14 protein-coding genes are annotated in these 14,107 nt (G+C 34.0%); 3 read left to right on the top strand and 11 right to left on the bottom strand.

From position 1 onward, the window contains the following. Nucleotides 1-71 precede the first annotated feature (71 nt). The gene (locus BN349_RS18225) at nucleotides 72-551 is read right to left on the bottom strand and encodes a divergent PAP2 family protein (RefSeq protein ID WP_019243775.1); all 480 of its coding nucleotides are present in this window, start codon (nucleotides 549-551) and stop codon (nucleotides 72-74) included. A gap of 387 nt (nucleotides 552-938) precedes the next feature. Here BN349_RS18225 and BN349_RS18220 point away from each other — a divergent pair, with 387 nt between their 5' ends. Next, entirely contained in the window at nucleotides 939-2,441 is a 1,503-nt protein-coding gene (locus tag BN349_RS18220) for a leucyl aminopeptidase (RefSeq protein WP_019243774.1), read from the top strand. Nucleotides 2,442-2,546: 105 nt separating this feature from the next. Here BN349_RS18220 and BN349_RS24310 read toward each other — a convergent pair whose 3' ends face one another. After that, a complete protein-coding gene (locus tag BN349_RS24310) occupies nucleotides 2,547-2,972 on the bottom strand; it encodes a hypothetical protein (protein WP_019243773.1) in 426 nt (141 codons plus the stop codon). A gap of 116 nt (nucleotides 2,973-3,088) precedes the next feature. Between BN349_RS24310 and BN349_RS18210 the strand changes: the two genes are divergently transcribed. After that, nucleotides 3,089-3,469: a PaaI family thioesterase gene (locus BN349_RS18210; RefSeq protein ID WP_019243772.1), complete on the top strand. Its 381-nt coding sequence runs from the start codon at nucleotides 3,089-3,091 to the stop codon at nucleotides 3,467-3,469. 292 nt (nucleotides 3,470-3,761) lie between these two features. On the opposite strand, the gene BN349_RS24305 is transcribed toward BN349_RS18210, so the two are convergent. The 8 genes from BN349_RS24305 to BN349_RS18170 all read right to left on the bottom strand — a co-directional run bounded on the left by BN349_RS24305 (nucleotide 3,762) and on the right by BN349_RS18170 (nucleotide 10,873). Next, nucleotides 3,762-4,658, bottom strand: a complete 897-nt coding sequence (locus tag BN349_RS24305; RefSeq protein WP_019243771.1) for an FAD-dependent monooxygenase — start codon at nucleotides 4,656-4,658, stop codon at nucleotides 3,762-3,764. Nucleotides 4,659-5,132: 474 nt separating this feature from the next. Next, on the bottom strand, nucleotides 5,133-5,471 hold the full coding sequence (gene mnhG / locus BN349_RS18200) for a monovalent cation/H(+) antiporter subunit G (RefSeq protein ID WP_019243770.1): 339 nt from the start codon (nucleotides 5,469-5,471) through the stop codon (nucleotides 5,133-5,135). Beyond that, nucleotides 5,455-5,691 (bottom strand): Na(+)/H(+) antiporter subunit F1, encoded by a 237-nt coding sequence (locus BN349_RS18195; protein WP_232423577.1) that lies wholly within the window; start codon nucleotides 5,689-5,691, stop codon nucleotides 5,455-5,457. Before BN349_RS18195 ends, mnhG begins: the two co-directional genes overlap by 17 nt. 48 nt (nucleotides 5,692-5,739) lie before the next feature. Next, complete coding sequence (locus BN349_RS18190; protein WP_019243768.1) at nucleotides 5,740-6,216, bottom strand: Na+/H+ antiporter subunit E; 477 nt, start codon at nucleotides 6,214-6,216, stop codon at nucleotides 5,740-5,742. Nucleotides 6,217-6,222: 6 nt separating this feature from the next. After that, on the bottom strand, nucleotides 6,223-7,713 hold the full coding sequence (locus BN349_RS18185) for a Na+/H+ antiporter subunit D (protein ID WP_019243767.1): 1,491 nt from the start codon (nucleotides 7,711-7,713) through the stop codon (nucleotides 6,223-6,225). Further along, nucleotides 7,706-8,047: a Na(+)/H(+) antiporter subunit C gene (locus BN349_RS18180; RefSeq protein ID WP_019243766.1), complete on the bottom strand. Its 342-nt coding sequence runs from the start codon at nucleotides 8,045-8,047 to the stop codon at nucleotides 7,706-7,708. Before BN349_RS18180 ends, BN349_RS18185 begins: the two co-directional genes overlap by 8 nt. Then, nucleotides 8,047-8,469 carry a Na(+)/H(+) antiporter subunit B gene (locus tag BN349_RS18175; RefSeq protein WP_019243765.1) on the bottom strand — a complete coding sequence of 141 codons (423 nt, stop codon included), beginning with the start codon at nucleotides 8,467-8,469 and terminating at the stop codon, nucleotides 8,047-8,049. The genes BN349_RS18180 and BN349_RS18175 overlap by 1 nt, the downstream gene beginning before the upstream one ends. Beyond that, nucleotides 8,456-10,873, bottom strand: coding sequence for a Na+/H+ antiporter subunit A (locus tag BN349_RS18170; RefSeq protein ID WP_019243764.1), 2,418 nt, complete (start codon nucleotides 10,871-10,873; stop codon nucleotides 8,456-8,458). Before BN349_RS18170 ends, BN349_RS18175 begins: the two co-directional genes overlap by 14 nt. A 519-nt stretch (nucleotides 10,874-11,392) precedes the next feature. Between BN349_RS18170 and BN349_RS18165 the strand changes: the two genes are divergently transcribed. Continuing rightward, on the top strand, nucleotides 11,393-11,950 hold the full coding sequence (locus BN349_RS18165) for a DUF5366 family protein (RefSeq protein ID WP_019243763.1): 558 nt from the start codon (nucleotides 11,393-11,395) through the stop codon (nucleotides 11,948-11,950). Nucleotides 11,951-12,145: 195 nt separating this feature from the next. On the opposite strand, the gene BN349_RS18160 is transcribed toward BN349_RS18165, so the two are convergent. Further along, nucleotides 12,146-14,020 (bottom strand): transglycosylase domain-containing protein, encoded by a 1,875-nt coding sequence (locus tag BN349_RS18160; RefSeq protein WP_019243762.1) that lies wholly within the window; start codon nucleotides 14,018-14,020, stop codon nucleotides 12,146-12,148. Nucleotides 14,021-14,107: the final 87 nt, after the last annotated feature.

Raw genomic sequence — 14,107 nt, 5'->3', positions numbered from 1 at the left:
TAACATAAAGCTAAGGAGCCTCTGAAAAGTGATTTATTATCACTTTTCAGAGGCTCCTATTTTTTTACGAATTATGGATAAAAGATGTAATAAAGTAAAAGGGTAAGAAGAATCCCAGTTAATGCTCCCAAAAATACTTCAATCGGTTTATGCCCAAGTAACTCCTTCAATTTTTTTTGTTTTTGCTGCTCTTCTTGCTCTTGCCAATGCTTTGCCTCATAAACAAAAGTTGTAAAATCATGAACAAGCTTATTTAAGACGGCAGCTTGTTCACCTGCTTGTCTGCGGACACCAGTAGCGTCAAACATAGTGATAATAGCAAACATAGTTGCTACAGCAAAGATAGGAGAGTCAAATCCATTTTCTAAAGCAATTGCAGTTGCTAATGCCGTTACTGCAGCAGAATGGGAACTAGGCATACCACCAGTACTAGTTAAGAGAGACCAATCAAAACGTCTAGTCGCGATATAATAAATTGGAACTTTAACAAATTGCGCGAAAAAGATTGCGATGAGAGAAGCTACAATTGGGAAATTCCAAATAATGTTCATTGGCTTCACCTTCTTTATTATAATTGTATTTCTAAGTTTGATAATCATATGCTATCGTTAGGATATTTCATTTACCCATCTTTATGTTGTATCTAACATAAAAATAATTGTATTTTTTATTTCGTCCAAATTAAGGCTAAAACAATTTAAATGAGAGTTGAGTTTAATTAATATACTTCAGGAATACAGTAACTAGTTCTTTAGTATATAATGATAACTGTAATATTTTCATTCTATAGAGGCGTGTAAATACTACAGTCGAAAAATTTTGTTTATTTTACTTCTACCAGAATTTCACTTGAAATCAAGAAGAAAAGTGAAGTCTAGGTGGAGGTCAGTGTAAAAAAGTGCTAAATCAAATTTATTTTATACAATGGAGGAAATAGTATGTTTTCGTTAGAAAAAAGCTGGTTACAAGACACAGAAATCGAATGCTTAATTTTAGGTATACATCATCCGGGTTATAACTTACGTGGAATTTTACCTTATTGTAATGAAGCAATGGATCATCAAATTAGTGAACTAATCAAAAGTGGTGATATTTCTACAAAGAAAAAAGCTATTTCAGTTATACATACACTAGGTAAAATTAAAACGAAACGAATTCTGTTTGTGGGATTAGGCAGAGAACAACAAGTAACGGAGGAAGATTGGAAAGAGGGCTTAGCAAAGGCTTTTAAGTGTGTACAAGATTTAAAGCTATCATCGGTCGCAGTAGATGTGGATTCATTAATGGGGGGACCAATAACTATTGAAAAAGCAGCAACACTTATAGGTGAGGTGTATATGCTTTCAGCTTACTCTTTTGATGGTTATAAAACAAATAATAGTCCGTCTAAAGGAAAAATAGAGGATATTGCAATTTATTCTTCCAGCAATCATGACACGATTAGAAAATATATGCAAATTGGGTTCTTTAATGGTAAAGGAATAAACTATGCTAGAACACTTGTTAATTTACCTCCAAATATTTTAACTTCGACCGTATTGGCAAATTATTCTCAGCAAACAGCTGAAAAATATGGATTTGAGATAGAAATCCTGAATAAAAAAGAAATGGAAGAATTGGGAATGGGGGCCTTACTTGCTGTTAACCAAGGTTCAGTAGAACCACCAGCAATGATCGTCTTAAAGTATCAAGGAAAAGAAGAATGGAAGGATGTTATCGGATTAGTTGGAAAAGGTATCACTTATGATACAGGAGGATATTCTTTGAAACCAAGAGAAAGTATGATCGGTATGAAAACGGATATGGGGGGAGCAGCTGCTGTATTAGGGGCTATGGAGATAATAGGTGAACTAAAGCCGAAACAAAATGTTGTAGCTGTCATTGCTTCCACTGATAATGTAGTTAGTGCTACAGCATTCAAGCCTGATGATGTTATTACTTCATTAAGTGGAAAAACAATAGAAGTATTGAACACGGATGCTGAAGGTAGATTAGCGTTAGCAGACGGTGTAACGTATGCGAAACAGCATGGAGCTGAATATGTAGTGGATATTGCTACATTAACTGGCGGAGTAGTTGTAGCATTAGGAAATGAAATGACAGGTGTATTTACAAATAATGATGAGCTACTTCAACAAATGAAAGCTGCTTCTGAACAAACAGGAGAACCGATGTGGCAGCTTCCTATTACCGCTAAGGATAGAGCAAGAGTTAAAAACAGTAGAATTGCAGATTTGAATAATTCGCCAGGGCGAGAAGGGCATGCAATCATGGGTGCAGCTTTTGTAGGAGAATTTGCAGAAGAAACACCTTGGATTCATTTAGATATAGCAGGAACAGCAACAACCAAAAAATCTAGTGCTTTACAAGAGCCAGGAGCTACTGGAGTTATGTCCAAAACGCTAGCACAATTTGTTAGAGATTTTAAGTCGATTCATTAATATATAGTCGCACTAGTGGCTTAGCAAAAAGGCTAAAGGTTACAAAATCATACCTTTAGGCCTTTTTTCTTATATAAGATTTTATTGTTGTTAAATAAAGTAAAATTATATAAAATCTTGCCATTTTAATGATAGAATAACAGTACAACAATTATTTGTTTGATTTTTGGGTGTTATAGTAATACGTATTCCATCTGGATTATAAGCTATTTCAGAATGGTTTTGAATAGCTAAGCTTGCAATTAAATTTTTTACTAGCTCTGTATTTGATTGTTGTGCAGCCTCCATTAGTTGCTTAGAAAAACTATGAGATTTATACACACCTTCTGATACAGTTTGAGCATCTCTAAGCAAATCTTTTGATTGTCTGGCAGAATTCATAAATGTATTTGGATTTATTTGTGGCAAAATTCGGGCATAAGGATATGATGAGAACGTTGCTGCGGATGTAGTAAGGGAATGAGGAAAGGAGTCAACAGAAATAAATGCAGGATAATAAACAGGATATGGATAATAATATAAATTTTGCATAAGGCAACCCTCCTGTAATAAGTAAGTTGATATAGCTATGATATGCGTATGATGGCAAAATGTCTTAATTATCCATTTTAAGAATATAAGAAACCAAATAAAGGAGCCGATATAAGATGAATATTGAAAACACATTAATTAACACATTGGGAATTGAGATTACCTCTCTTGAAGAAGGGAAAGTAATTGCGACGATGCCTGTTGATGAAAGAACTCGACAGCCAATGGGCCTATTGCATGGTGGAGCATCGGCTGCACTAGCTGAAACTGTCGCAAGTATTGGAGCTTTTTCTCTTATTGATTCTGAAAAAGAAGCTACTGTTGGCTTGGAAATTAATGCGAATCATATTCGTGGAAAGAAAGATGGAATAGTAACAGCTATAGCAACCATATTACATAGAGGAAGAAAAACAATGGTTTGGGATATAAAAATTGTAGATGAGCAAGAAAAATTAATTTGTACTTCTAGATGTACAATGGCTGTTATTGAAAAATAGACCCGTCTCTTCGGAGAGGGTCTTTTTTTAGACTATTTTCTAAAAGATTGTAAATCAGTGAATAAAATTACATAAAAAGATTGATTGGAGCGTAAGGCGTGAAACTCTTACAAGAGCAGCTTTCAACTCAGCTTATATTCACTACTTGTTCATAGACGAAAAGTATGAGAAAACAGCCTTACGTAACATTCTTTTAGTTCTTGTGCGATTTAATCTTTGTTTTTCATAGTAAATAAATGCTTGTTTGACAGTTGAGGCATTTTTTTAGCACAACGCAAGAAATAATGAATCCTCAATTGTCTGACAGGGCTCCTTGTCCCATATTAGGGGTTGTAGCGTGTGCTGCGTCTCCCAATAAAAGAATACGATCGCATGTGAATTGAAAAATTGGGTCTAAATCATAAATATCTTTTTGAAAAATTCGGTCTTCCTTAGTACGATCAATAATTTGTTGAATAGGTGGATGGTAATCTGAAAAATTAAAAAGAATATCGGCCATTTTCCATTGCTTTAATTCTTTATCGTTTGCTTGGCAGTTCTTAAAGGCATACCAATAGATTCGATTGTTGGTTAATGGAATAATACCTATACGCCCTTTTGGACCCCACGTCTCAGTATATTTTCTTTCAATGTATTGTGGACAGCTTTCAACAACACCTCTCCAGCAGGTATATCCTGCAAATCGAACTTTTTTGTCAGGAAGTAATTGTTGCCTAACAGTTGAGAAAATTCCATCACTTGCTATCATATAATGGGCATGAAAAGAAGTCCCATCTTCAAAATAGATTAAGATGCCTTCATCATTTTGTTTAAAGCTTGTGAGTTGTTTATTGAAAATAATGCTATTAGGCTGTAATGTCTCTGATAGAATCTTTATTAAATCAGATCGTAAAACAAATGTGTAGTTTGCTGTTGAAGTGCCTCTATAGTCTAATTTTGTGAGTTCTTTTCCTTTATTTGAAAGAATTGTACATACATTTTCTTCATAGGCAATCTCTCGAATCTGATTTCCTATCCCTAAATAATCTAGTGAGACCATTGCATTTGCACCAAGTATTATACCTGAACCAATTTCAAAGCTTTGAGGTTGCTTTTCGAATAGTTTGACATTATACCCCAATTTTTGCACGGCTATTGCCGCACAAAGACCACCAATGCCAGCTCCTATGATGTCAATTTGATCTTTCATTTCATCCCCTCCTACTATGATGTGAATATCTCCCTAATTTAAATATAGCGGGTTGTACTGTATGGGAAAGTTAACTTTTTACGAACTTATTTAACTAAATTATATAAATAGTTAACATTTCATACAAAAAATAGAAACTGAAAGAATGCCTTCCTATTTCTACAACGTAAATTAAGCATAGTGGAATGGAATGATAGTGTTTCGTCATAGTGAGGCTTATGAATCAGAAACTTTAAGAGCCTCAAAGTGATCAAAGTCATCTTTTAGAGGCTCCTACGCTTGAAATAAGCTACATTTTTATGGACATATTTGTATGAGTATGTTCTGGAATTCTAAAAAAAGTCATATTGCTGGCTTCTGCCATATGCATTACTTTATTTTACTCTTTGGTTGATGTGCTTAATATAGTAGAAAAAGAGGGAGGGTATCCATCACATTTTATTTTCTGGACACTCTCCCTCTTTTTCTTATTTATTATTTTGTCTTTTTTAAATCATCTCTTACACTTTTATCCCAAAGCTTAACTCCGGAATTGTATGCGGCTCTACTGATTAAGTGGCCAGATACAGGTGCCGTAAAAAATACAAACACAATGGCAAGTAACACACGAGAGTTAAAGTGGCCATGTTCAATATAAAAATATATGAACGTTCCTAACATTATTGTCATAATCCCTAAAGTAGCGCTCTTAGAAGCTGCGTGATTTCTTGTATATACATCAGGCAGTCGAAGAATTCCGAAGGTGGCTATTAAGCTTAGTAACGCTCCAATAACGATTAGGGCTGTTGCGAAGATTTTACTTATTTCGATCATCCTCAATAATCTCTCCCTTCTCTAAATACTTAGCCATAGCTACTGTTCCAATAAATGCAAGTATCCCCAATAGAAGGATGACTTCAAGAAAGGCATAGGTATCTAATAAAATGGAAATCAATGCAATAATCCCAATTAGATTAATTCCGATAGCATCTAGTGCAATAACTCTATCTGGAATGGATGGCCCTTTTATTACTCTATAAATCAAACCAAGCATTGAGAGTGAGAGGCATATGAGAGCAAATGTAATAAAAGCATTAAACATTTAACGGCTCACCTCCAAGATCGCTTTTTCAAATGAATTTTTGATAGCATCAATTTCAGAAGGAACATCATCTATATTCATTGCATGAATATAGAGAATTTTATTATCTTCTGATACATCAATAACTAATGTACCCGGAGTTAATGTAATTAGATTAGCTAACAAAGTTATTTCCCAATCTCTTTTAAGCTCCGTTTCTAAAGCGAATATACCAGGTTTCATATCTAACTTAGGCTTAATAATAACCTTTAATACAGATATATTTGCAAGCAATAATTCTTTAATAAAAATAAATATTAGCTTGATGACCGCCCATACTCTTATTAAATAAAATTTAGATTTAAGAAATCTTCTAAATCCTAAAAGGATGAGCAAACCAAGTAAGTATCCTACAGTAAAAGAAGAAGGACTATAAGAGTGAGCTAAGAACATCCATACAAAGGCTAGGACCAAGTTTATTAATATTTGAAATGCCATTTTACATCACTCCTTTATAATCGCATCAATGTAAAGATCTGGATTCAATAGTGTTTCAGTAGCCTGAGAGATATAAGGCAATACTTTCTCAAGACCTAAACCAAAAGCTAATGAAATAGCTACCAAGACGATAGCTGGAAGAAGTAAAGTGATATGAGTTTTACTTGGCAGTTCATCCACTTTAACGGGTGCTCCCCAAAATCCATTAATGAATACTTTCATGACGGAGTATAGAACGAATAAACTAGATGCTAAAACAATAAATGTGCCGAAATAAGCTTTAGCTTCTACAGAACCTTGTAAAATCATTAATTTACCGGCAAAACCACTAAGTGGCGGAATACCGGCTAATGAAATGGCTGCAATGAAAAATGCCCAGCCTAAAAGAGGGTAGCTTTTAATTAACCCGCTCATTTTTCTAAGGTCACTTGTCCCAGTGATTTTAATCATTAATCCGATAAGCAGGAATAATGCAGCCTTAATAATCATATCGTGAACCAAATATAAAAGTGCCCCTGAAGTGCCTGCTTCGTTATTTAGTGAAATACCAAAAACAATGACACCTACTGCGATAATGATGTTGTAGATAATGATTTTTTTAATATCCCAATAGGCAATGGCTCCTATTACTCCAACGATGATGGATAGTAATCCAACGACACCTAATAATGTATGTGTGAAACTTGGATCATGATTGAAAATTAACGTGTACGTACGGAAGATGGAATACACGCCAACTTTCGTAAGTAATGCGCCAAAAAGAGCTAAAACTGGAGCCGGGGCTGCATAATAAGAACCTGGTAACCAGAAGAATAATGGAAAAACAGCACCCTTTAGACCGAATACAATTAAGAAAAGAACGGCAATTACGGTGATGATCCCCGGTTGATCAATTTCTGTTATTCTTCTAGAAAGGTCAGCCATATTTAATGTTCCTACAACGGAATATAAATAAGCAACAGTAATAACAAAAATGGCTGATGATATCACGTTTACTAAAATGTATTTAATGGTTTCACGTAATTGAATTTTTGTTCCACCTAATACAAGTAACACGTATGAAGCCATTAGCATGACTTCAAAAAATACGAATAAGTTAAAGATATCACCTGTTAGGAAGGCACCGTTTACTCCAACGAATAGAAGCTGGAATACCGTATAGTAATAGAATTGTTCGCGTTCTTTTCCGATTGAACGAAATGAGTATATCACTACACATAATCCAATTATATTTGTTGTCAGTACTAGAATAGCCGAAAGCATATCCGCTGTAATGGTAATCCCAAATGGAGCACTCCAGCTACTCATATCTACTGCTAGTTGTCCGTATTCACTCGCGTGAACAGCTGATATTAGATAAAAGGCAATCCCTATTCCAAAAATAAAAGAGATAATAGAGAGAACTCTTTGAAACGTAATGTTACGGAAAAAAATTAAGAATATACCTGTTAAAAGGGGCAATAAAACAGGTGCAAATACGATATTGTGACTATTCATTTGAATCGTTTCCTCTCAGTAAATCCATGTTGTCTGTTCCTAGTTCTTGATATGTACGATATGCCAATACTAGAAAGTAAGCCGTAACACCAAAGCTAATAACAATGGCTGTTAAGATTAACGCTTGTGGTAAAGGATCTACATAAGATTTTGCATGTTCACCAAGAAGAGGAACTGCACCACGTTTTAATCCACCCATTGTCAGGATTAATAAATGTGCCCCATGACTTAATAATCCTGTACCAATAATGATTCGTAAAATACTTTTTGAAAGCATCAAATAGGTTGCACAAGTAAATAAGACTCCTATTACAATAGCCATTAAAATTTCCATTATTCACTCTCCCCTATACTTTGAATGATGGTCATTGTTACGCCAACAACTACAAAATATACACCTAAATCAAATAATGAAGCTGTGTGTAAGGATGTTTTGCCGATAATAGGTAGATCAAAATATCCAAAATAATGTGTTAAAAATGGTTCTTTCATGAACACACCTATCAAACCTGTCGATGTGGACGTGAGTAAACCGACTCCAATTAATATTCGATAATTAATTGGTAAGATATAAGAAACAGTTTTCATATCAAAGGCAATCATGATTAATACAAGCGCCGCGGATGTCATTAAACCTCCAACAAAACCTCCTCCAGCATAATAATGTCCAGAGAAGAAAAGGCGGATGGAGAAAAGAATGATGACAAACGCTGTTACCTTAGCTGTTGTTTGAAGAATGATGTCATTTGTTTTCATTCGCTTTCTTTCCTCCTTTTTTCGTAAGTCGTAGTTTAATCATGGCATAAATTCCAATCGCAGCAATTCCTAGAACTGTAATTTCAAACATCGTATCGAGTCCTCGATAGTCAACTAAAATTACGTTTACCATGTTTTTACCACCAGCTTCGGTATAAGTTGTGTCAACATAATATTTAGAAATCGTATCGAACAACTTCGTGCTGTGTGCAGAAAGCGCAATAAGAGTAACTATTATACCTACACCTAAAGAAATGAATAAATTTGTTAGCTTAAAGGAAGCACGTTCTTCCTTACGAAATTGTTTAGGAAGATGGTAAAAGCATAATAAGAACAAAGCAGTAGAAACGGTTTCAACCACAAGTTGTGTAAGAGCTAAATCTGGTGCTCTAAACAGTACAAAGAATAGCGAAACAGTATATCCAACCGCTCCCAGTACAATTATCGAAGTTAATCTAGATTTAACAAACAGAATAGAGATAGCTCCAGCTGCTATGACTAAGGCCAGTACTACTTCATAAAATCCAATTGGTGCTATATTACTTGTATCGACTTTAAATGCATCCGTCCAATAGAGTGTGAATGCAAGAATCGTAATAAAAAACAAGAAAATATACACTAAATAGTTGCGGATAAATCCTGTCATCACTGCTTTGACAAGGGCAAAAGAACCTTTATTCATTGCATATAAGCTTTTGTCATATAGTGCATTAAAGGATAATCGACTAGGGAATGGCTTATATACGAATCGCCATTTTGGCCAAGTTTTAAATAATACAATTCCTAGTATTACAACACCAATCGTCATCAATAATGCAGGTGTAACTCCATGCCAAAACGATATATGAATACCGTAATCTTTTGGTAGAACATCCCCTAAAATAGCTAATGAAGCAGGTCGAATTAATGTATCAGATAAGATATTTGGAAATAATCCAAAAGTGATAACAAGTACCGCTAAAATAATTGGTGAAATAAGCATACCAATTGGTGCTTCGTGCGGTTTCTTTTCTAGCTTTTCTAGTTGAGGTTTTCCTGTAAATGTTCTAAAGAAAAGAATCATACAATATGTGAATGTAAAGACACTCGCAATCCAAGCAATAACTGGGAACAGTATTCCTAATGTTTGGAATTGAAAGATGTCTAATGACAATACAGAAACCATGCTCTCAAAGAACATTTCTTTACTTAAGAATCCATTAAAAGGTGGTAATCCAGCCATTGAGAAGGTTCCAATTATAGCGATGGTCCCTGTTATAGGCATAAATGTCATTAAGCCACCTAATTTGCGAATATCTCTCGTTCCCGTTTCGTGGTCAACAATCCCAGCTACCATAAATAGACTACCTTTAAATGTAGCATGATTAATTAAATGAAAAACAGCTGCAATTGTTGCTGCGATATAAAGATTTTCGTTAAGCTCTGTATAATGAAGAGCTGCAGCACCTACTCCAAGAAGAGACATAATCAAGCCGAGTTGGCTAATCGTAGAATATGCAAGAATTCCTTTTAAATCAGTTTGTCTGATTGCTGAGAACGATCCCCAAATTAATGTAAGCAATCCGATGCCGGCAATAAGCCAAAGCCATAACCCTTCGGCTGCAAAAATAGGGCTTAATCGAGCTACTAAATATATCCCAGCTTTAACCATTGTTGCTGAATGAAGGTAAGCACTTACGGGTGTTGGTGCTTCCATAGCATCGGGAAGCCAAATATGAAATGGGAATTGTGCAGACTTTGTAAATGCACCTAATAGAATTAAGAGCAAAGCTGCAATAAAAAGAGGATGGTTTATCAGTGTATCAGCTTGTCCAATTAACTCTCTAATACTGAAAGTGTTCCCCATGATATAGAGAAGAACGATACCTCCAAGCATACTTAAACCACCAAAAACAGTGATTAATAATGATTTTTGTGCACCGTAACGCGAGCGTTCTCTATGATACCAATATCCAATAAGTAAAAATGAGGATAAGCTTGTAAATTCCCAAAACATGTATAGGACAATTAAATTGTCAGATAAGACAACTCCAAGCATAGCTCCCATGAAAAGCAATAAGTAAACGTAGAAATTATGTAATTTCTCTTTTTCTTTAGATAAATAGAAAATCGAATACAAAATAACTAATGTACCAATTCCAGTAATTAATAACGCAAACAACAATGAGAGTCCATCAATAATTGCTGTAAAGTTAATATTTAATGTTGGTATCCAATTGAATGTTTCTTTAATTGGTTCGCCAGTTTTAATTACCTGAATTTTCCGAATAAAATAAATGAAAAGTAAAAAAGGTAATGGCAAAACAAACCAGCCTGTATGTACGCGTTTGAAGAACTTATACAGTATAGGTATTACTATAGCTAAAAGAAAGGGCGAAAGGATAGCCCAATGTAGTAATGACATATAATCCCCCTCATATATATTTTGAATAAAAGTAAATCAAACCTTTTATATAAGAAATATTAGCTTCTAGTATTTCCTGAATAAGGCTAATACATGAAAAAAAGGCTCAAAAAGTAAAATAACAGTTTCTTTAATCTTTGTAAATGGAATTCCTTTCAAGCATAGTTAAATATAATTATAGCTCAAAAATAAGCCTTTTGCAGAAATAATTCCTAGTAATGTGGTCTTTAAAGAATGTTATTAAATAAGAAGAAATATGGAAAAAAGTAAGAGATATTTTTTCAAACACCGTATTTATTTGATGAAATTTCAAGATGAATTGTGAAATGTACCTCTAATAATTCCAAAATTTAACGTGATAAAAACAGTGATCTGTTTAAGATTATTTTGAAAAAAAATTCTGAATAATGATAGAATAATGGAAGTGACTTTACTTAAAATAGAGAAAAAAGGGGATGAATGGTAACTAGATTTTTAACAAAAGTAATTCATTAGATATTTTATTTAAAGAGGACAATAATGAAAAATACATACTTTACGGCATATTTTCCTTTAATCGCTATTGTCTTATTTAGCTTGTCATATGCTGTTTATACAGATATACATGTTTTGCAGCTCATAAAGACAATAGGTTTGTATGAGGGATTGCTAGAATTTTTTTCTGAATCAGGTATAAAAATTACGTTCTTATTTATGTTTTTTTTACTCTATTTTATGGTTTTTTCAGCTTTAAAATTAATATCCGATACCATTTTGCAAACATCTTTGTTGTTGTTTTCTAAAGATGTAAAGGGAGAAGTATTACAAAGAATCCGATTAGGCTCCGTTATTTTTTGTTTAGGTGGAGGATTCTCTCTTTTATGTACAATGTCGATTCTCGCGATTACCCTCGTGTTTTTTATTACGACTATGATTGCCTTCACTTATTTTATTTATAAAGCGAGTGCTGATTTATCTGCTAGTGGCCTAGTAGGTATTATTTTTTTTCATACATTTATTTGGTGTTCTTTTGTAGCAATAGTAGCATTTGTGGTATTAAAACTTTATAATAGCGTACTAGCTAGTTTACCAATATGAAGAGAGGTGTGTGAAAAGTAATTTTCTAATTGCTTTTCACACGCCTTATTATATATAGCTATTTATATAACGATGAAGTGAGGAATTACGTTTTGGATTTTAAAGGTTAATTCATGAGTCAATCGAAACGACTGATTCATAGTTCCTATTAAAAATGACGAAACAGAACAAAAACCGTATCAAAATTAAAATTTTTCACTTTTGATACGGTTTGTTAGCGGTAAATTGCATGATGTTTCTCCATATGAATAAATGAGGTGAACCAGAGTACTCAATATTTTCTGGATGATCTTTTCCTATCCACACGCCTGTTGTATATTGGTCGTTATAACCAATCATCCATAAATCCTTATAATCATTTGTCGTTCCAGTTTTGCCCCCAATGTTGGATGAAGTAATATAATCAGCTTTTTTTGCCGTCCCTTCTTTGATAACTGCATGTAAGAGTGTTTTCATTTTTACAACTGTATTGCTGTTCCAAATTTGAATAGGGTGTTCTTTCCATTGGTATAAGGTTTTTCCACTAGAATCCGTAATTTTCCTTATGGCACGTGCTGTCTGATAGCTACCGTTGTTAAATGAAGTATAGGCATTTGTTATTTCAAGTGGACTCATACCATATGTAAACCCTCCGATAGCAGCTGGTAGTTGATAGTCATCTTTCATTAGTTTAGTAAATTTAAATTTTTCTAAATAGGCAAAGCTATTATTGATGCCGATTTGATCGAAAATTCGAACGGCTGATGTGTTATACGATTTAGCAAAAGCTGTTTTTAATTTTACATTTCCATAGTTCCCGTTACCGTAGTTTCTAGGGCAATAGCCATTTTTACAGAACGCGGAGCTATCGATTTGTTCATCAATAGCAGCATTGTTCCTATCAATATATGGTCCATATACAAGTAAAGGCTTAATAGCTGAACCAGGTTGTCTAAAGCTCTGGAAACCTCTGTGAAAAGAATATTTTTTATAATCTTTTGCCCCAGTCAAAGAGACAAGCTCGTGCGTATTATGCTGTATAACGACTGTAGAACCTTCGATATCAGGATATGGAATATTATGCTGCAAAGCCTTTTGAGCTAAGTTTTGAATCGAACGATCCAGAGCAGTATGAATGGTAACACCTGACTCTAATAATTTCTTAACCTTTTCTTTAACTTTCTTTATAGCTTCTGCTTGTATAGTGTCGTCGTTACTCTTTAGTAATTCAGTGAGTTCTTCGTTTTCTGCGACTAACCAATACAATTCTCGTTCGACATATGTCGCATAGTCTGGATAAAGATCAATTTTAGCGCCTTTTGAGAGCTGGATTGGTTGCTGAATAATCTGATCGCCTTTGTCAGGTGTAAGTTTTTTATGCTGGACTAGCTGTTTAATTATTCTCTCTTGTCGCTCTTTAGTTGCATTGAAACGTTTTAATGGATTGTACAAGCTTGGATTATTTGGTATAGCAGCAATGAATAATAACTCTCCTTCTGTCAATCGTTGAGTAGTTTTATTAAAATAGTAGCGCGATGCTGCTTCAATACCGTAAACTCCATTACCGAAATAAATGGCATTCATATATAACTCTAAAATTTGCTCTTTTGTATAATAACGTTCTAGCTCATATGAATAGAGAAGTTCACTTAATTTCCGATTGTATGTCTTTTCTTGGGTCAAATATAAATTTCGAGCTAATTGTTGTGTAATGGTACTTCCACCTTGACTTGGTCCATCTTCTTTAGCGTTTACAAGAATGGCTCTTCCAATGGCGAAGAAGTCGAAACCACTATGTTGAAAGAAATTATGATCTTCAATTGTAATAAAAGCATCTTTAAGTAGTTGTGGCATCTTAGAAAAAGGTATATTGATTCGTTTTTCTCCATTGGTTATTTCAGATATTACCATGCCATCAGCTGATGTAATGTAACTCATTTCAGGTAAAGACACATCTTTAATCGAAATTCGTTCATCTATGAATTGATCATATGGCTTAAACTGTTGCCACTCTTTGTACAAGTCCTTAAGTAGTAAGGCTAGGATTGGGATCGTGAAGAAAATGATGATATATCCAAAAAATGTTCTCATGGCAATTCTTCCTATTCCTATAGTTTTAAAAAAATCTACTTTATAAATTTCGGTTTTAAAAAGTAATATTTAAATGGTATTTCATTT

The organism is Bacillus sp. AP8 (assembly GCF_000321185.1).
GTDB lineage: Bacteria > Bacillota > Bacilli > Bacillales > DSM-1321 > Bacillus_AD > Bacillus_AD massilioanorexius.
Note: the sequence above shows the minus strand (reverse complement) of the source record. Positions and strands in the feature narration are given on the sequence as shown.

Excerpts from the sequence above, each read along its gene's own strand:
- BN349_RS18225 (WP_019243775.1), bottom strand. The coding sequence starts at position 551 with ATGAACATTATTTGGAATTTCCCAATTGTAGCTTCTCTCATCGCAATC.
- BN349_RS18220 (WP_019243774.1), top strand. The coding sequence starts at position 939 with ATGTTTTCGTTAGAAAAAAGCTGGTTACAAGACACAGAAATCGAATGC.
- BN349_RS24310 (WP_019243773.1), bottom strand. The coding sequence starts at position 2,972 with ATGCAAAATTTATATTATTATCCATATCCTGTTTATTATCCTGCATTT.
- BN349_RS18210 (WP_019243772.1), top strand. The coding sequence starts at position 3,089 with ATGAATATTGAAAACACATTAATTAACACATTGGGAATTGAGATTACC.
- BN349_RS24305 (WP_019243771.1), bottom strand. The coding sequence starts at position 4,658 with ATGAAAGATCAAATTGACATCATAGGAGCTGGCATTGGTGGTCTTTGT.
- mnhG (WP_019243770.1), bottom strand. The coding sequence starts at position 5,471 with ATGATCGAAATAAGTAAAATCTTCGCAACAGCCCTAATCGTTATTGGA.
- BN349_RS18195 (WP_232423577.1), bottom strand. The coding sequence starts at position 5,691 with ATGCTTGGTTTGATTTATAGAGTAATAAAAGGGCCATCCATTCCAGAT.
- BN349_RS18190 (WP_019243768.1), bottom strand. The coding sequence starts at position 6,216 with ATGGCATTTCAAATATTAATAAACTTGGTCCTAGCCTTTGTATGGATG.
- BN349_RS18185 (WP_019243767.1), bottom strand. The coding sequence starts at position 7,713 with ATGAATAGTCACAATATCGTATTTGCACCTGTTTTATTGCCCCTTTTA.
- BN349_RS18180 (WP_019243766.1), bottom strand. The coding sequence starts at position 8,047 with ATGGAAATTTTAATGGCTATTGTAATAGGAGTCTTATTTACTTGTGCA.
- BN349_RS18175 (WP_019243765.1), bottom strand. The coding sequence starts at position 8,469 with ATGAAAACAAATGACATCATTCTTCAAACAACAGCTAAGGTAACAGCG.
- BN349_RS18170 (WP_019243764.1), bottom strand. The coding sequence starts at position 10,873 with ATGTCATTACTACATTGGGCTATCCTTTCGCCCTTTCTTTTAGCTATA.
- BN349_RS18165 (WP_019243763.1), top strand. The coding sequence starts at position 11,393 with ATGAAAAATACATACTTTACGGCATATTTTCCTTTAATCGCTATTGTC.
- BN349_RS18160 (WP_019243762.1), bottom strand. The coding sequence starts at position 14,020 with ATGAGAACATTTTTTGGATATATCATCATTTTCTTCACGATCCCAATC.